Origin of the sequence: Bacillus sp. TH17 (genome assembly GCF_016651125.1) — a bacterium.
Classification (GTDB): domain Bacteria; phylum Bacillota; class Bacilli; order Bacillales; family Bacillaceae_G; genus Bacillus_A; species Bacillus_A mycoides.
The window spans coordinates 2,545,913-2,564,364 of record NZ_JAEKEN010000001.1 but is presented as its reverse complement, the minus strand read 5'-3'; the positions used below and the strand labels follow the sequence as shown (position 1 = coordinate 2,564,364).

Below are 18,452 nucleotides of genomic sequence, written 5' to 3'. Positions count from 1 at the left end.
ATGGAGTTTAATAAAAATTGTTTATAAAGGAGCGTTAAAATAAATGATTAATAATGTTGGTCAAATCATGTTGTATGTGAATAACCAAGATGAAGTGAAGGAGTTTTGGACAGAGAAAGTAGGGTTTAGTGTCATTTCAGAGGAAGATAACGGTCAAGGAATGCGATGGATTGAAATTGCTCCAACTAAAGAAGCTGAAACAAGTATTATTCTCCATAATAAGGAGCTAATTGCTAAAATGCAGCCGGAGTTAAATCTTGGCACACCTTCTTTAATGTTCTTCTCAAAAGAATTCGATCGTTTATATAGTGATTTAGTAAACAAAAACGTTACAGTCGGAGAAATTGTAAATATGCCTTCAGGTAGAATATTTAATTTTGCAGATAGCGAAAATAATTATTTTGCAGTAATGGAAAAGAAGTAAATTTCAATTCAATTTATGAGTGCGATGCTTGAATAAAAGGCATCGCACTTTTTATTTTAAAGATATATTTTATTCCTTGATATAAAAATAATTTCACGTTCTTATATAACGATATAACGGTAAAAGAGTATGATATAGTTACAACAAAGGGGGCTTACAAATGGAAATTATTCACGAAAGAGCAAAGTTACGGTTAATGGATAGCAATGATGTCGAAAAAATGTTTTCAATCGTGGAAGGAAATCGAGATATTTGGGCGTATTTAATCTCTAAAATGGATACTGTTCAAGATATGCAGCAATATGTTCAAAAGGCGATAAAAGCTTATGGGGCAGGGAAGGATTTGCCATTTGTTGTTGTTGATCAAAAGACAAATGAAATAGTAGGGAGTACACGCTTATATAACATTTCAGTTGAAGATAAGACGGTGGAATTAGGGAAAACGTGGTATGACCCAAGTGTGCAACGTACGAGTATGAATACGGAATGTAAGTACATGTTATTACAATATGCTTTTGAAAAGTTGCATATGCGGAGGGTACAAATTAAGACGGATGCACGAAATGAAAAAGCACAAAGAGCAATTGAAAGACTCGGCGCAGTAAAAGAGGGTGTACTTAGAAACGAAAGAAAATTACCGAGTGGGCATGTTAGAGATGCAGTTGTATATAGTGTTATTGCAAGTGAATGGCCAGCTGTAAAGGAACGGTTATTAGAAAAATTAGAATCGTATAAAGAAAAACGATAATTCATATTAAGAAAGGTGTATTGATCGTCTAGTTGAAAAATATACCTTTTTTCTTACAAAATAGTTACTTCTTTTGTTTCATCATTCCATTATGATAAAAAATTCGTTACAATGTAGTTGTATGGTAATAAACTTATAAATTACATAAATGTAATGAAAACCGCAAACGAAAAATGAATTGATAATCCTCAATTTTAAATGAAAACCCTTTAATGCATATATATGATAAGAAAAATTCCTTCTTTTAAACAAATTCAAACAAAATGATTTGATATATACGTTTTTATATAGAAGTATGGATGATGTACGGAGGCAGTTATAAATGAAAGAAAATAAGAAAAGTAAGAAAAGAAGAATCTTGCAAGTATTCTTGCTTATGATTTGTTCTATTATTTTATATGTAAGTTATGCAGCTTACGATATTTGGAGTTATCGCTTTAAAACAGATGATGGTGTGAAGACAGATGCTGGTATCGTGCTGGGAGCAGCTTCATGGAACGGAAAACCATCTCCTGTATTTAAAGAAAGAATTAATCATGCAATTTCCTTATATAAGAACGGTAATATTAAAAAGATTATTTTTACAGGTGGTACAAAGTTTGAGGCAGAGCTTGAGGAAGCGCGTACTGCTAGAGTGTATGCACTGAAACATGGTGTGAAAGAAGAGGATATTCTAATTGAAACAAAATCCCTTTTCACAGAGGACAATTTAAAGAATGCAAAGCAAGTTGGAATAGAGAACGGAATACGCACATATACGATTGTGAGTGATCCACTTCATATGAAACGTGCAATGAAAATTGCAAAACATATTAAAATTGAAGCGTATGCATCACCAACTCCAACGTCAGCGTATAAAACGTTAGATACAGAAATCCCTTTCTTTTTTAAAGAATTATGCTCGTATATTGGATATGTAACCTCTTTGCCATTAAAGGCATTGAAAGGGGATTAATATAAGAAAAGAACCTATCTTTTTTATAGGAACTTTTCTTATTGTTCAAAAGCATTGTATTTTTATCGGAATAGTGAAACAATAGAGAAGTAACTTCATATAATCATAATGACAAAATGAACGGTTTATGAATCGGACATAAAGGAGATTATGTATGGCACTCTCATTTGTTGAAACAGAAGAACAATCTTTAGTTATTGAACAAATAAATAAATTGATTCCGAAGTTCATGGAAAGGGAGCATCAACTAAGTGAATTAGGATCATTTCCGTATGAAAATATTAATAATTTGAAAGATATCGGATATACGAAATTAACGTTGCCAAAAGAATGGGGAGGCAATGCGATTTCTTTATATGACTTCGTTTTATTTCAAGAGAAAATAGCAGAAGGCTGCGGTGCTACCGCATTATCGATTGGATGGCACCTTGGCATTGTAAAGGAATTAGCTGAAAATCGTTCTTGGAATGAGGAAATGTTCACTTGGTTTTGTGAAGAAGTACGTAATGGTGCGCTTTTTAATCGAGCAGCGACAGAGCCGAATACAGGTAGTCCTACTCGCGGCGGGAAACCAGAGACGTTAGCTGTCAAAAAAGGTGAGAAGTGGGTTATAAATGGAAGAAAAACGTTTACGACAATGGCACCAGTACTTGATTATTTTATCATTTCAGCAAGTATTGAAGGCCAGGAAGATATCGGAGAGTTTGTCATTCCAAAGAATACGCAAGGCGTGACAATTGAAGAAACGTGGGATAGCATCGCAATGCGAGGAACTGCGAGCCATGATCTCGTTTTACAAAATGTAGAGATACCAGATCGCTTTTTCACTGATATAAAGGGTTCAAAAGTTAAAGCTAAGGGTATTGGCTGGTTGCTACATATACCAGCATGTTATTTAGGAATTGCACAATCAGCAAGAAATTATGCAGTTCAGTTTGCGGTATCATACAAGCCAAACAGTTTAAATCATTCTATAAGTTTATTACCGAATGTTAGAAGGTTAGTTGGAGAATTAGAACTTGAGCTTATGCAAGCTCGTGTCTTTTTATATCAAATTGCGAAAAAATACGATGAGGCAGAAGATAAATTATCATTGCAAGCCGAACTAGCAGCTGCAAAATATGTTGTAACGAACGCGGCAATATCTATTGTAGATAAAGCAATGCGTATTGTCGGGGCGAAAAGTTTATCAGAAAAAAATCCGCTTCATCGTTATTATTTAAACGTAAGAGCAGGACTACACAATCCGCCGATGGATGATGCAACACTGTCTATGCTGGCGGATGCGGCGTTTCGGTCGTAATGAAGAAATATAAGGTCTGTTCCGTTCAGGAACAGGCTTTTCGTTGTCGGTGAATCGGTATTCTATGTTGAATCGTTGATATAATTCCATGTATTATGTCATTGTTCAAAGAAGAGGGAATTCTCGTTTTACAAAATAAAAAGGCTATTCTTTTGATAAGAGGATAGCCTTTTTATTTTGTTCTATTGTGGCTGCACTTCAAGATTCATACTACTTTCAGAACCGTCTTGATTATGTGCAAATAATGAATACTCACCTGGTAAAGGATTGGCGATGAGTGAACGTAAAGGAAAGGATTCACTTTCATTTGGCTGTAACGTGTGTTTGACTAAACGATCTTCTTTGAATTTAATTGAATAGGTAAAACTGTTTGTACTAGTATTTTTAATTGTAATATGTAAGTCACCTTGGCCACTAAAGTCAAAGCCTGTACCAGTATCGCCTCTGAATACAGTTGAGTTATTAAATGAAGATGAACGAAAGGTTTGAGTTTCTTCTTTATTGCTTGATGAAAGGGTAATCGTTTCTGTTTCTATACTTGAAGTTGAGGAATCTAGTTTTGTATTTTGTTTTGTTAATAAAGTAATCGCGCAAAGTGATGCAATTACAATAAATGAACTAGAGATAACGAACCGTTTTTTTGTAAGAATCATATATTTCTTTCCTTTTATAAGGATATAAGAATTTATAATTTCAAGGGAAACATAACATATATGATATTTATTATCAATTCAATAAATCTTTCTTTTCATTCTTCTTTTTATAGTTTTATAGTGGAATGCTATGTTTCTTATTTCACCTACTGTATAATAAGAAAAAAGTACGAAAAGAGGTTATCTCATGCTAGAGGTTATTGCAACTTGTTTAGAAGATGTGAAGCGAATTGAAAAGGCTGGTGGAAATCGAATTGAACTCATTTCATCATATACAGAAGGTGGTTTAACACCGAGCTATGCTTTTATAAAAAAAGCAGTAGAAGCAGTGCAAATACCAGTTCATGTTATGATTCGTCCGCATGCGAAGTCTTTTACATATACGGAAGAAGAAATTGAAATGATGAAAGAAGATATTGTAGTTGCTCAAAATCTTGGAGCTGCTGGTGTTGTATTAGGTGTGTTAAATGAACAAAATGAAGTTGATGAAGAGAAATTAGTAGATTTATTATCTGTTGTAGATGGAATAAATGTAACGTATCACCGTGCGATAGATGATACAGAAAATCCAGTAGAAGCGATGAAAGTTTTGAAGAAATTCAATAAAGTTACTCACGTTTTAACTTCAGGCGGACAAGGAAATGTAGTAGATAATATTCCGGTTCTTGCAGCAATGCAAAAGGAAAGTGAAGGGAATATACAGCTTGTTGTCGGAAGCGGAGTAAAGAAAAAGAATGTAAAACAATTGCTAGATGAAACTGGAATTACGCAGGCGCATGTAGGTACAGCGGTTAGAGAAGGTAAGTCATGTTTTTCTGAAATTGATCCTAATTTAGTACAAGAATTAGTTCAAATAATAAAATAAACACTTAAGAAAGAGGAGAAACGATGAAGGAAAATACGAAGAAAGAATTATTCTCATGGGCTAAAACGATAGGATTTACCCTTGTATTAATCGCTATTATTCGCGGTGTTTTATTTACACCTTCATTAGTACAAGGGGAATCGATGATGCCCACTTTAGAAAATAACGAACGAGTTCTCGTGAATAAGATTGGTTATAGTATAAGTGGATTAGACCGTTTTGACGTTATCGTCTTCCACGGAAAAGAAGGGTACGATTTAGTAAAACGAGTAATTGGTTTACCGGGTGATACAGTTGAGTATAAAGATGATGTTTTATATGTAAACGGAAAAGCGATGGAAGAACCGTATTTAAAAGAATTTAAAGAAAAGGCGTCTGGTCGTGTATTAACTCCTGATTTTACGTTAGAACAAATCACAGGGAAAACGAAAGTGCCAGAAGGCCAAGTGTTTGTTTTAGGAGATAATCGTGAAGTTTCTAAAGACGGTCGTATGTTTGGATTTATTTCAGAAGATGAAATTGTCGGAAAAGGACAAGCTGTTTTCTGGCCGTTGAAACAAGTGAGAGCATTATAAAGTAAAGCGAAAGTATGGGAGAAATATTCTTCCTGTCGGTTTGAAATAAAGTCGTACTGTTTATAAAAAAGTTGCACCGTTTTATTCTTTTTGATTAAAGAAATCCAAGTGCGTTTGAATCAAATTTTTTTGTGAAACTGAATGTTCATTTAAGAAGGACAGAGGCCATTTTGATTATTATTTTTCAAAATGGCCTCTGTTTATTTGAAAATAGTATTGTGAGGAGGGAATTAAATGATAGTGAAAGAAGCAGAAGCAGAAGCTATCTTAAGCAGGAAAGGTGCCAAGAAAGTAAACGAAATTCCTAAAGAGGTCTTACAATTACTACAGCAAGGGAAATTAGAAAGTGTTAATCTAACAGAATGGCTAGCTATAAATCATATTGAACTACTTAAAAATGTCTTACCTTCAATAGGACTCAAGGATAGTTTGGAGTTTATAGTAGCTGAATTGGAAAAACAGAACGTTGAAACTGGAATGAAAGGAAAAAGGAAGACTTACTGTTAAAATTATCTAATCATATTTCAGATAGTGTACGATGTTGGGCAGCGTTTATGAATAAAAAAACAAATAACACATTAAAAGATAAATTAACGTACATTCGACCTTTTGCAGCGGATCATCATTTTGGTGTTCGAGAAATTGCTTGGATGTCTATTAGAGAAGACCTTTCACAAAATATAGAAAAAAGTGTGGAGTTGTTAGTAGAATGGGCAAAAAGTGAAGATGAGAATATTCGCAGGTTCTCTGTAGAATCTATTCGTCCTCGGGGGGTATGGAGTAAACATATTGAAACATTAAAACAAGAACCTGATAAAGCACTTCCTATTCTTAATTTACTTAAATCAGATCCTTCAAAATATGTCCAAGATTCAGTTGGAAACTGGTTAAATGATGCAAGTAAAACCAAACCGGATTGGGTAATCAACCTGTGTGAAGAATGGGCAAAGGATACTGACATAAAATCAACTAGTAGAATTATTAAAAAAGCTAAAAGAACAATCTTGAAAAACAATTAACGTTCAATTAATAGACTTGTTAGTTGAACGAGGGAAACAAATAATCAATCATTTTTAAAAAAAGAATAATTTGAATAGCTATTAGAAGAGCATGTTTTGAACAAAGATTGTTCAAAACATGCTCTTTATATTTTTTTCTATATCAGTGTTATTAATGTAAATTGATAACACTTTATTTCAAATCTACACTTACATACTTTATTATTGAAATTTTTAATCTAACGGTTTTGTAGCAATGTGAACTTTGGAAAGTGAACCATCGTTATTTCTAAAAACAATTGCATATTCACCGTCAGGAAGCCAATCAGTCCAGTGAATATTGAATTCGCTTATCGCTTGTTCCCCAGGTTTTAAAGTTCCGTCAATCATCCAAGAATTTTTAGCGTTATATAGAGTGTAACGAAAAGGAGAATCACCTATATTTTGCACAAGAACGTTTAAGTTATCTCCTCCAAAATAATTGAAACTATAGGTGCTTGATCCAAAAAAGGCAACGTTGTTGTTAGTTATGAGACGTTGTTCAATTTGAGAGCTTAAATTAGTATCTTCATTTGTCGCAAATGTTACATTATCCCCTATACAAAAAGATAGCATAATTGCAGGAATCACTAGCAGTCTTTTCAAAAGAAACACTCCTCACATTTTGTTGTACATTACTAAATTAAATAAACGATATAGATTAAATAAATAATAATTAGATATAAAAATTTACAAATATATTTAATTATTTACGTTTTTTTAAATGACTGACAAAATATATCGGATAATATACGCGAAAAATATATTGATAGAATTGAAAGAATATTTTATAATTTTAAATTATATGTTTGTTTCGAAAAACGGAATTGAAGTTCCGAAATTCGGAACGAAAAGGAGATAGGATGAGTATAAATAAAACGGCAGTTAAGACAATGGATATTTTAGAGTTGTTTTATGAGCATGAGGAGCTAAGTTTAACAGAGATGGTTCAGCTTACGAATATGCCGAAAACATCTGTTTATCGTTTAATTGGTTCGTTAGAAGAAATGGACTTTTTACAAAAAACAGAAAAGGGAAAGTATCGTCTCGGAGTCGTTTTTTTACGATTTGGTCAACTTGTTTCACAAAGGTTATCCGTAAGAAATATTGCGATTCCTTATATGAAAGAGCTTAGGGATAGTTTAGGGCAAGCAGTAAATTTAATTATTCAAGATGGTAATGACGCAATTTACGTTGAGAAGATGGAAGGAGTTCAGCCAGTACGTGTTTATACGGCGGTTGGAAGAAGGGCACCACTGTATGCGGGTGCATGTCCGAGAATTTTACTATCGTATTTTTCTGAGGAAGAGAAAAGGAAGTACGTAGAGGAAACGGATTTAAAGCAGTTTGCAGATGGAACGATCGTGAATAAGGAGCATTTACTAGAAGTGTTACATATGGCAAAACAAGCTGGATATACAATTAGTTATTCTGAATTAGAAAATCATACAGCGGCTATAGCAGCTCCAATTTTTGCAAGTGATGGAACGGTTGTAGCCGGCATTAGTATTTCGGGATTAGCAATTGAGTATAGCGAAAGTAACATTTCATATTTTACTGCGAAAGTGAAAGAAACAGCATACCGCATTTCGAAAGAACTCGGCTTTTTGGCATAGAAAGAGGGAGTGGGATGAAATTTTCTGCGTTAGGGGATCAAGCAATTATTGTTACATTTGGTGAAGAAATTGGAATGGATATATACGAAAAAGTACAACGACTATTTCAAGCACTGCAGCAACATCCGTTTGCAGGAATGGTTGAATGCGTTCCGTCGTTTACTTCATTAGCGGTTTATTACAATTTGTACGAAGTATGGAAGGAAAATGATAGAAATATAAGACCATATGATTACGTTTGCCAGTATATACGGGAGCTGTGTGATTCTTATAAAGAAGAAGTGAACCGAGATGTGAAACATATTTCTATACCAGTGTGTTACGGGGGAGAATATGGACCTGATTTAGAAGAGGTTGCACATTATCAAAGATTACAAGTAGAGGATGTTATTCGAATACATAGTGAAACAACATATTTCGTGTATATGTTAGGCTTTACGCCTGGCTTCCCTTATTTAGGGGGATTATCAAAAGAACTAGAAACACCTAGAAAAGAAACACCACGGTTACAAATCGCTCCTGGTTCAGTAGGTATTGGCGGAAATCAAACAGGTATTTATCCGCTAGAAACACCAGGAGGCTGGAATATTATCGGCCGAACACCTATTTCTCTATTTAATCCAAAAGAAGAAACACCAACATATATTCAAAGTGGTATGTATTTACGATTTATACCAATAACAAAGGAAGAGTACGTATCGCTTGAGGGGGCTAAAGAATGGATGTAGAGATTTTGCATGCAGGAATGTTTACAACAGTCCAAGATTTAGGGCGATTTCATTATCAACAATACGGTGTACCTGTTGGCGGTGCTATGGATAAAAGTGCGCTCAGGATGATTAATATGTTAGTAGGTAATGAGGAGAATGAGGCTGGACTCGAAATTACAATAATGGGACCTAAATTGTTAATAAAGAAAACGACTTTGCTTGCGATTGGCGGTGCGGATATGGAACCGTTATTAAATGGAGAACGCATTCCATTATGGCGCCCTATATTAGCTGAAGAAGGAAGCATGCTTTGCCTCGGAAAAGCGAAAAGCGGTTGCAGAGCATATGTGACTTTTGCGGGCGGTATAAATATTGATCATACGATGGGAAGTAAAAGTACTTACATACGTGCTGCTCTTGGCGGTATTGAAGGGAGAATGCTGAAAAAAGGAGATTATTTTCAAATTGGTACAGGGGCAGAAGTTGCAAGCCGTTTCATTCAAAATTTACAAGAAGAAAAGCGTATAAAAACGAAGTGGGCAATTTGTAACAATGCTTTACCAAAATATAAGAAGCATCCTATTCTTCGCGTCATAACAGACTTTGAATATGATCAATTTACAGAAGAAAGTATAAAGTCGTTTTTTTCGAAAGAGTATAAAGTGTCCAATTATGCTGATCGCATGGGATATAGGCTTGACGGAGATGTTTTAAATAGAGTTGAAGAGATAGAAATTTTATCGAGCCCAGTTACATTCGGAACAATTCAAGTACCAAATGGTGGACAGCCTATTATATTAATGGCGGATAGACAAACGACAGGTGGTTATCCGAGAATTGGAAATGTAATTTCAGTAGATTTACCTCTTCTAGCGCAGCTGAAACCAGGAGACTATGTAACTTTTGAAAAAATAACTATGGAAGAAGCTGCACAATTGTATATAGAACAGGAAACAAGTATGAGTCTATTAAAGAAATTCATCGCTTTACGAAGCTGAGATTAGGAGGAAAACATCGTGACTACGATCGATTTAAACTGTGATTTAGGAGAAAGTTTTGGAGCTTATAAAATGGGGAATGATGATGAAATTCTTCCGTTCGTTTCCTCTATAAACGTTGCTTGTGGTTTTCATGCTGGTGATCCGTCCGTTATGAGGCAAACGGTTGAAAAAGCCCTGCAGCAAAATGTAGCAATAGGGGCACACCCTGGATTTCCTGATTTAATTGGATTTGGAAGAAGGAACATGCATGTTTCAGCAAGTGAAGTATACGATTATGTTTTATATCAAATTGGCGCATTAGAAGGATTTGTTAAAGCTGCTGGAGGGAAAATGCAACATGTAAAACCGCACGGTGCCTTATATAATATGGCGGCAACTGATTCGGAAATTGCGGATGCAATTGCAAAGGCAATTTATCATATTAACCCTGGATTATTACTTTACGGATTAGCAAATAGTGAGGCATTTATAAGGGCAACAGAAAAATATAATATAACTCTCGTACAAGAAGCTTTTGCCGATCGTACGTATAAGCAGGATGGAACTTTAACGAGCCGTACAGAAGAAAATGCTCTTATAAAAAATGAAGATGAAGCAATAAAACAAGTACTTCAAATGGTGAAAGAAGGGTATGTAGAATCGGTTAATGGGGGGAAAGTAGCAGTTCAAGCGCAAACGATATGTTTACACGGGGACGGAGAGAAAGCAGTCCAATTTGCGGAAAAAATATACAGAACATTCGAACTTAATGGTATTTCTATATGCGCACCAAATAAAGTGAAACTTTAATTAGCGGGATTAAAAATGAGAGGAAGTGTTAAAATTGGTGAAATTAATTGGGATTTTACTTGTTGCGGTTGGGTTTTTATTTAGGCTAAATACACTGTTAGTAGTTATGGTTGCGGGTATTGTTACTGGTATGGTTTCAGGCTTAAGTTTTTATGATGTAATTAGCATGTTCGGTAAATTTTTCATAGAAAACAGATATATGTCTATGCCAATCATATTAACTTTACCGGTAATCGGAATTTTAGAGCGTTATGGTTTAAAAGAAAGAGCAGAAGCACTTATAACGAAATCAAAAGGAGCAACAACTGGAAGAGTATTAATGTCATATTTTACGATAAGAGAATCATCAGCAGCACTTGGACTAAATATTGGTGGTCATGCGCAAACGGTAAGACCGCTTGTTGCGCCGATGGCAGAAGGGGCTGCGCAAGGTAAATACGGTAAACTCCCTGAAAAATTGAGAGAAAAGATTAAAGCAAATGCAGCAGCTGCGGAAAATACAGCTTGGTTTTTCGGAGAAGATATTTTCATCGCAACTGGAGCCATTTTATTAATGAAAGGATTCTTCGATTCAGTAGGTATGCATGTCGGTGTATGGGATATGGCGCTTTGGGGAATTCCAACTGCGATATCTGCCCTTATTGTGAGCTGGATCAGGTTTAGAAGGTTTGATAAGTATATAGAGAAAACAATGAAAGCAGAAGAAAAACAAGAGAAGGAGGCTATATAAGATGAACATCATAACAATGGATACAATTTATTATGTATTAGGTATAATCGTTGCATTTATCGCTGTTCGTATTGCATTTGATCGTGAGCATCCAAACCGATTCGGTTCTAGTTTATTTTGGGCATTGTTTGCAGTTACATTTTTATTCGGAAATGTAATCCCTTCGTTTTATGTTGGCTGTATTGTGCTTGTTATGGTTGTTTTGGCTTCATTAAATAAAGTAACAAAATCCGAGGAGAAAGAAGTACCAGTACAAGAACGTGTGAAACATGCTGAGAAATTAAAAAATAAAATTTTTATGCCTGCAATATTAATACCTATTTTTACAATTATCGGAACGTTAACGTTAGGAAAAATCAAATGGGGAAATGTTGCACTTGTTGATCCTGATAAAGTAACATTAGTTGCATTAGCGTTAGGGGCATTACTTGCATTCATTGCGGCGATGCGTATTACAAAAGCGAAAATAACAACGCCTGTTCAAGAAGGAAGTAGGTTACTACAGGCTGTCGGTTGGGCAGTTATTTTACCACAAATGTTAGCAGCACTTGGCGGTATTTTTGCGAAGTCTGGCGTAGGACAAGTCGTTTCGGATCTAGTCGGACAAGTGTTACCGACAGAGTATCCATTCGTTGCTGTTATGGCCTATTGTTTAGGAATGATGCTATTTACAGTCGTAATGGGGAATGCATTCGCAGCGTTTGCAGTAATCACTGGTGGAATCGGCTTACCTTTAATTGTGCAAATGCACGGAGGAAACCCAGCAATTATGGCAGCACTCGGTATGTTTGCTGGATATTGCGGAACGTTGCTTACTCCAATGGCAGCAAACTTTAATATCGTACCTGCGATGCTTTTAGAATTGAAAGATAAAAATGCAGTCATTAAAGCACAAGTACCAATTGCTCTTTCCATTTTTATTATAAATATGTTTATTATGTACGGCCTTGTATATCGTTTCTAATTAGGAGAGTGAAACTATGAAAACAGTATTAGTAACAGGATTTGATCCGTTCGGGGAGAAAGTATCAACCCAGCTTGGGAAGTCGCAAAAAGTTTGCATGAAAAAACAATCGGAGAGTACAAGATTATTAGTAAACAAGTTCCAACCGTATTTCATAAATCAATAAGAGTATTAAAAGAGTATATAGAAGAGTTGTCGCCTGAAATGATTATATGTATTGGACAAGCTGGGGGCAGGCCAGATATTACGATAGAGCGTGTAGCAATTAATATTGATGATGCAAGAATTGCTGATAATGAAGGGAATCAGCCGGTGGATATGCCGGTTGTAGAAGAAGGCCCTATTGCGTATTGGTCTACACTTCCGATGAAAGCAATCGTGAAAAAACTTCGCGAAGAAGGTATACCGTCATCTGTTTCACAAACTGCAGGTACATTCGTTTGTAATCATTTATTCTATGGACTCATGCACGAACTAGAGAAGAATGATAAGAAAATAAAAGGCGGATTTGTTCATATTCCGTTCTTACCAGAACAAGCGAGCAACTATCCAAGTCAACCGAGTATGTCACTTTCTACTATTAGTAAAGGTATAGAATTGGCAATTGAGGTAGCGATGGAAGTTGAGGTGGATATTGTGGAAATTGGGGGTACGACGCATTAAATAATAGTAGATTAAAGAGGGCTGATGCAGCCCTCTTTGTGTGTTTGTATTTTGTAATTGAAGATGCAGTATAGAATATAAAGGGAAAGGTTGCAATGGGAGTATTCTAACAAATATGGAATTGTTCCAAATAAAAGGGAACTTTTTAAATAGTTTCTTAATGATGTAGAATTTTCGTCTATATGAATGGATAAAAAGTTAAGTTCTGATAAACTCAAAGACATACAAAGTAATGATTTTAAAATGGTGTGATAAAAATATCACACCATTTTTATGTAAAACAAACAGAGTGAATTTTTTTCCATTAGTAAAGTATAACTGGGTAAGAGATAATCATCAGAATTGTTAATTGTACTATGATTTTTCAAAACTGATAAATTTAAATATAAGTACGGTAAGAATGCGATATTTATCTAACTTTTACAAAAAAGAGTAACCCATTTGGCTACTCTTCACATAGAAACTTGTATTTGTTCATTTCAATAAGAGACCGTTATTGAAGTCCCTTCATGAAATTTTGGATTTTTGATGATAATGTAAACAGCAGGATGCTAACTAAAATGGAGATAGCACCAATAATACCAAAGTAAATTGCTTCTGTTGCAGGATTATACAGTTTAACAACTTGGGCATTTATTGCTTGCGCAGACGCAGTTGATAAGAACCATAAGCTCATGGTTTGCGAAGAGAAAGCAGCTGGAGCCAGCTTCGTCGTTATTGATAACCCTGAAGGAGATAAACAAACTTCTCCAATTACAATTAAAAAGAAGCTAAGGACTAACCACATAGGATTCACTAAAGAGTGAGTACCGTTGATTAAAGCCGGAATAATCATAACTAAGAATGATAAACCTGCAAATAGCAATCCAATAGCGAATTTTTTTGCCGTTGAAGGCTGCTTCTTGCCTAACTTTATCCAAACCCATGCAAAAATCGGGGCAAGCGTTACGATAAAGATTGGACTTAATGATTGGAACCAAGCGGAATGCAATGTAATTCCATTGAACTGTAATTGAGTTCGTTGATCCGCGTATGTCGCTAAGATAATAGCACCTTGTTCTTGTATAGACCAAAATATTGTAGCTGCAATAAAGAGTGGTATATACGCAAGAAGACGAGATTGCTCTACTTTTGTTGTTTTAGGACTACGATACATATAAATGAAATAATAGGTTGGAATAACAATCCCTAAGATACTAATCAGGAATGTAAAACGATTTATAGTTAACAACCCAGTTGGAATTGTAACCACACCTAGCAATGTTAATACAACTAGACCAACACTGAAATACTTAATAGTCTTTTTTCTTTCCGAATCTGATAATGGATTAGGTACTTGCGTACCGACTAGACCAAGGTTTTTCTGTTTTGTTCCAACAAATACCCCTAACCCAATTGCCATACCAATTGCCGCAACTCCAAAACCAAGGTGGAAATTATATTGCTGACCTAATGTTCCGACAACTAAAGGTGCAAGTAAGGCACCTAAGTTAATACCCATGTAGAATATACTGAACCCTGAGTCACGACGCGCATCTGTTTCACTGTATAAACTTCCTACGATGTTCGATATGTTAGGCTTTAACAACCCTGTTCCTAGAACTAAGAAGACCATAGAGATAAATAACGCACTTTTACTACCCGGTAAAGCTAAAATAAGATGGCCAATCATAATTAAAACGCCACCAAAGAATACGGTTTTACTTGGACCAAATAAACGATCCGATATCCATCCACCGATAATACTAGACATGAACAGTAAGGAACCGTAAATTGCCATTATCGAGGTTGCGGTAGATTGTTCAATTCCTAATCCACCTTTTGCGACTGAATAGTACATATAATACAGTAAAATAGCTCTCATTCCGTAATGAGAAAACCTTTCCCAAAACTCAGTGAAGAATAAAGAGAATAATCCTTTTGGATGCCCAAAAAATCCTGTTTGAGGAATACTTTGAACAAGTTCGTTTTTTTCTTTCATAATGTTAATATTACCCCTTGTTAATTTTTATATTATACAAGTATAACTTAAGAGTCTCCCAGTAGTCCATAACTATCTAAGCCTACCGATGAAGAAAAGCAGCCTTCTGGCTACTTTCTAAATGATAACTTTATTTTAATTGAACAGTAGTTATCTTTGAAACTTTAATTACACCCAAAAAAGTTGGGGGTTAATTCATGCAATGAAGTAAGTAAAATGAATTGTACAACACCTATTGTAAACAACTGGTATAATAAGTTTAGGAATATACTTAGAGGTGATTTTTGTGCAATTTGAAGAAGTACGTTCAATTTTAGAAAAAGCGAAGAAAATTACAGTGTTAACAGGTGCTGGTGCAAGTACGGAAAGTGGTATCCCAGATTTTCGTTCAGCAAATGGATTATATGCTGATGCGAATGTAGAGATGTATTTGTCGAGAGGCTATTATAATAGAAATCCGAAAGAGTTTTGGAAGCATTATAAAGAAATCTTTCAAATTAATACGTTTCATCAATATAAACCAAATCAAGGGCATCGCTTTTTAGCGGAGCTAGAGGAACAAGGGAAAGACATAACGATTTTAACGCAAAATATTGATGGTTTGCATCAAGTAGGTGGTAGTAAACATGTAATTGATTTACATGGAACACTTCAAACTGCACATTGTCCGAAGTGTAAAACGGGATATGATTTACAATATATGATTGATCATGAAGTACCGCGTTGCGGGAAGTGTAATTTCATTCTAAACCCAGATGTTGTTTTATACGGAGATACACTGCCTCAATATCAAAATGCAATAAAACGTTTATATGAAACAGATGTACTTCTCGTAATGGGAACGTCATTAAAAGTGCAACCTGTCGCTTCATTCCCAGAAATCGCAAAGAGAGAAATAGGCGCAACAACAATTTTAGTAAATGAAGAGTTAACAGGGCAAGAATACAATTTTGATTTTGTTTTTCAAAATAAGATTGGTGAATTTGCCAAAGGGTTATCTTCGATTAAATAAGTTTTTGTTTTCGTAAAGAAACTGAGGTGAATGATGTCCACCTCAGTTTTTTTTGTATGAATTATATTCATGTTATTGCGTATAAGGGGAATGGTAATAAATAGGATGATAAAATCAAAAACTGAAAATTAAATCTTTTATTTCTTTTGTAATTAATATAAAATTCTATATATAGCATATAAATAAATTTAATACATAATGGTTCATGCGTAGAAATGTTAATAGAATGAAGCGAGGGAGCAAAATGAGACAGAAAAAGGAGAAACAGAAACAATCGAAAAAGAAAAAGACTCATATTCCATTTCGGTTAAATGTACTATTTTTTATCGTTTTTCTTTTATTTTCAGCTATTATTATTCAATTAGGTAAAGTACAAATCATCGACGGAGAAACGTATCGAAATGAAGTGAATAAAAAGGAAGATATAACGGTGAGTACTCCAGTTCCGAGAGGGAAGATGTTTGACCGGGAAGGGAAAGTTATTGTAAATAATAAACCGTTACGAACTGTTACATATACGAAGATGAAAGGAGTGGACTCAAAAGAGGTTTTAATAGTGGCAAGAAATTTAGCAAAGCTAATTGAAATGCCGCAAGAAGATATGGACAAGTTAACAGAGACAGATAAAAAAGATTTTTGGATGCAGTTAAATGAAAAACGTGCAGCAACAAAAGTAACGAAAGAAGATGAGAGTAAATTTAGGAAACAGGAAATAGAAGGGAAAGACTTAGATAAGAAAGTAGAAGAGTTGAGACGAGAAAGAATTACACAAGAAGAATTAAACGAGCTTTCGAAAGAGGATATAGAAGTACTAGCAATTAAAAGCAAAATGAATGCGGGATATAAAATGACGCCACAAATCGTCAAAAAAGATGTAAGTCAAAATGAATATGCAGTAGTGAGTGAAGGATTATCGAGCTTGCCAGGCGTAGATACGACTGTGGATTGGGAGCGCGAATATCCAAATGACAAAATACTACGTTCTGTACTTGGTAGTGTTTCTACTGAGAATGAGGGATTACCAAGGGAGCAATTAGACTATTATTTAGTGCGAGATTATAACCGAAATGATCGTATTGGTAAGAGTTACATCGAAAAACAATACGAAGATGTGTTACATGGAACGAAAGAACAGTCTAAAAATATTACGGATAAAGCTGGAAATATTATTCGGACTGAAAAAGTGACAAAAGGAAAAAGTGGAAATAATTTAATGTTAACAGTTGATATGGATTTACAGAAAAAGGTGGAGGAAAGTCTTGAAAGGAATTTAAGGGCATTTCATTCTTCTGAACCGATGATGGATCGTGCATTCGTCGTTATGATGAATCCGAAAAATGGTCAAATTCTATCATTAGCAGGAAAGAAAATTGTAAATAAAGATGGCGGGATGCAAATAGAAGACTACGCTTTAGGAACGATGATAAGTTCTTACGAGTTAGGATCAACGGTGAAAGGAGCTACGGTATTAGCGGGATATCAAACAGAAGCGATTAAGCCATATACGCATTTCTTTGATGCACCAATGTACTTTAAAGGAAGTTCGAAGCCGAAGAAATCGTGGAAAGACTTTGGAGATATTGATGATTTAAGAGCATTGCAAGTTTCATCCAATGTCTACATGTTTAATACGGCGTTAAAGATTGCGGGGATTGATTATGTACCAAACAATCCGTTAGATATTAGGCAAGAAACATTCAATAAAATGCGCTATTACTTTAGACAATTTGGTTTAGGTGTACCAACTGGTATTGACCTTCCAAATGAATCGATTGGTCAAATGGGTAGAACCGATAATATACCTGGTTTTTTACTTGATTATGCGATTGGGCAATATGATACATATACGCCGCTTCAGCTTGCGCAATATATGTCAACGATTGCAAATGGTGGTTACCGAATGAAACCACAAATTGTACAAGAAATTAGAGAGCAACCGAATAGACCAGAGGAAGTCGGGAAAGTTATGCAATCGATGGAACCAGTCGTGTTAAATCGAGTGGATATGGATCTTTCATATATAAATCATGTGAAAGAAGGGTTTAGAAGAGTTTTCCAAGAGGTAGATGGGACCGGTGCTGGAACTTTTAAAGGATTACCGTATAAACCGGCTGGGAAAACAGGGACAGCAGAAACAGTGTACGGTGGAGAAAGTGATATTGGAAGAGATGAAAACAACTATCGAAAAAAATGTTATAATTTAACTCTCGCCGGGTATGCGCCATATGATGCTGATCCGGAAGTTGCTTTTTCTGTTGTTGTGCCATGGGTAAATAATGATAAATCAGGTATTAATTCTGCAATTGGTAAAGAGGTTTTGGATGCATATTTTGATTTAAAAACGCAGAGATCGGGTGTAAGTCCAGTCCCAGTAACACAATAGCCGAGTAAGGCACAGTAAAAAATTCAAATTGTAGTATATCACT

At 35.1% G+C, this 18,452-nt stretch carries 17 protein-coding genes and 2 pseudogenes; 16 read left to right on the top strand and 3 right to left on the bottom strand.

Annotation, left to right across the window (positions count from 1 at the left end):
* Positions 1 to 43 precede the first annotated feature (43 nt).
* From JFT95_RS13065 to JFT95_RS13050, 4 genes are all read left to right on the top strand, one after another.
* Positions 44 to 424, top strand: coding sequence for a VOC family protein (locus tag JFT95_RS13065; RefSeq protein WP_002013657.1), 381 nt, complete (start codon positions 44 to 46; stop codon positions 422 to 424).
* 160 nt (positions 425 to 584) lie between these two features.
* Positions 585 to 1,172: a GNAT family N-acetyltransferase gene (locus JFT95_RS13060; RefSeq protein ID WP_061675630.1), complete on the top strand. Its 588-nt coding sequence runs from the start codon at positions 585 to 587 to the stop codon at positions 1,170 to 1,172.
* Positions 1,173 to 1,494: 322 nt separating this feature from the next.
* A complete protein-coding gene (locus tag JFT95_RS13055; RefSeq protein ID WP_002033016.1) occupies positions 1,495 to 2,127 on the top strand; it encodes a YdcF family protein in 633 nt (210 codons plus the stop codon).
* A 154-nt stretch (positions 2,128 to 2,281) separates the two neighbouring features.
* Entirely contained in the window at positions 2,282 to 3,430 is a 1,149-nt protein-coding gene (locus JFT95_RS13050; RefSeq protein WP_201052460.1) for an acyl-CoA dehydrogenase family protein, read from the top strand.
* A gap of 182 nt (positions 3,431 to 3,612) precedes the next feature.
* Here the strand turns inward: JFT95_RS13050 and JFT95_RS13045 are convergent, their stop codons facing one another.
* On the bottom strand, positions 3,613 to 4,083 hold the full coding sequence (locus JFT95_RS13045) for a hypothetical protein (RefSeq protein WP_088039689.1): 471 nt from the start codon (positions 4,081 to 4,083) through the stop codon (positions 3,613 to 3,615).
* A 187-nt stretch (positions 4,084 to 4,270) separates the two neighbouring features.
* On the opposite strand from JFT95_RS13045, the gene JFT95_RS13040 reads away from it, so the two are divergent.
* The 3 genes and pseudogenes from JFT95_RS13040 to JFT95_RS13030 all read left to right on the top strand — a co-directional run bounded on the left by JFT95_RS13040 (position 4,271) and on the right by JFT95_RS13030 (position 6,542).
* Positions 4,271 to 4,948, top strand: coding sequence for a copper homeostasis protein CutC (locus JFT95_RS13040; RefSeq protein ID WP_088039688.1), 678 nt, complete (start codon positions 4,271 to 4,273; stop codon positions 4,946 to 4,948).
* A 23-nt stretch (positions 4,949 to 4,971) separates the two neighbouring features.
* Positions 4,972 to 5,523, top strand: coding sequence for a signal peptidase I (lepB, locus tag JFT95_RS13035; RefSeq protein ID WP_002013664.1), 552 nt, complete (start codon positions 4,972 to 4,974; stop codon positions 5,521 to 5,523).
* 234 nt (positions 5,524 to 5,757) lie between these two features.
* Positions 5,758 to 6,542 (top strand): annotated as a pseudogene (locus JFT95_RS13030) (DNA alkylation repair protein).
* A 213-nt stretch (positions 6,543 to 6,755) separates the two neighbouring features.
* On the opposite strand, the gene JFT95_RS13025 reads toward JFT95_RS13030, so the two are convergent.
* Positions 6,756 to 7,166 (bottom strand): hypothetical protein, encoded by a 411-nt coding sequence (locus tag JFT95_RS13025; protein WP_061675625.1) that lies wholly within the window; start codon positions 7,164 to 7,166, stop codon positions 6,756 to 6,758.
* Between the two features lie 257 nt (positions 7,167 to 7,423).
* Between JFT95_RS13025 and JFT95_RS13020 the strand changes: the two genes are divergently transcribed.
* From JFT95_RS13020 to pcp, 7 genes and pseudogenes are all read left to right on the top strand, one after another.
* Positions 7,424 to 8,176 (top strand): IclR family transcriptional regulator, encoded by a 753-nt coding sequence (locus tag JFT95_RS13020; RefSeq protein WP_061675364.1) that lies wholly within the window; start codon positions 7,424 to 7,426, stop codon positions 8,174 to 8,176.
* Positions 8,177 to 8,190: 14 nt separating this feature from the next.
* Positions 8,191 to 8,904 (top strand): 5-oxoprolinase subunit PxpB, encoded by a 714-nt coding sequence (gene pxpB / locus JFT95_RS13015; protein ID WP_088039686.1) that lies wholly within the window; start codon positions 8,191 to 8,193, stop codon positions 8,902 to 8,904.
* A complete protein-coding gene (locus JFT95_RS13010; RefSeq protein WP_201034010.1) occupies positions 8,895 to 9,884 on the top strand; it encodes a 5-oxoprolinase subunit C family protein in 990 nt (329 codons plus the stop codon). The genes pxpB and JFT95_RS13010 overlap by 10 nt, the downstream gene beginning before the upstream one ends.
* Before the next feature lie 18 nt (positions 9,885 to 9,902).
* Entirely contained in the window at positions 9,903 to 10,676 is a 774-nt protein-coding gene (pxpA, locus tag JFT95_RS13005; protein WP_002033004.1) for a 5-oxoprolinase subunit PxpA, read from the top strand.
* A 34-nt stretch (positions 10,677 to 10,710) separates the two neighbouring features.
* Positions 10,711 to 11,406: a DUF969 domain-containing protein gene (locus tag JFT95_RS13000; protein ID WP_002142352.1), complete on the top strand. Its 696-nt coding sequence runs from the start codon at positions 10,711 to 10,713 to the stop codon at positions 11,404 to 11,406.
* Position 11,407: 1 nt separating this feature from the next.
* The gene (locus tag JFT95_RS12995; protein WP_033709246.1) at positions 11,408 to 12,370 is read left to right on the top strand and encodes a DUF979 domain-containing protein; all 963 of its coding nucleotides are present in this window, start codon (positions 11,408 to 11,410) and stop codon (positions 12,368 to 12,370) included.
* Between the two features lie 16 nt (positions 12,371 to 12,386).
* Positions 12,387 to 13,033 (top strand): annotated as a pseudogene (gene pcp, locus JFT95_RS12990) (pyroglutamyl-peptidase I).
* Between the two features lie 493 nt (positions 13,034 to 13,526).
* On the opposite strand, the gene JFT95_RS12985 reads toward pcp, so the two are convergent.
* Complete coding sequence (locus JFT95_RS12985) at positions 13,527 to 15,014, bottom strand: peptide MFS transporter (RefSeq protein ID WP_016101120.1); 1,488 nt, start codon at positions 15,012 to 15,014, stop codon at positions 13,527 to 13,529.
* Positions 15,015 to 15,300: 286 nt separating this feature from the next.
* On the opposite strand from JFT95_RS12985, the gene JFT95_RS12980 reads away from it, so the two are divergent.
* Positions 15,301 to 16,026 carry an NAD-dependent protein deacylase gene (locus JFT95_RS12980; protein WP_201052459.1) on the top strand — a complete coding sequence of 242 codons (726 nt, stop codon included), beginning with the start codon at positions 15,301 to 15,303 and terminating at the stop codon, positions 16,024 to 16,026.
* A gap of 226 nt (positions 16,027 to 16,252) precedes the next feature.
* The gene (locus JFT95_RS12975) at positions 16,253 to 18,409 is read left to right on the top strand and encodes a peptidoglycan D,D-transpeptidase FtsI family protein (RefSeq protein WP_172796639.1); all 2,157 of its coding nucleotides are present in this window, start codon (positions 16,253 to 16,255) and stop codon (positions 18,407 to 18,409) included.
* The last annotated feature ends 43 nt before the right edge of the window (positions 18,410 to 18,452 follow it).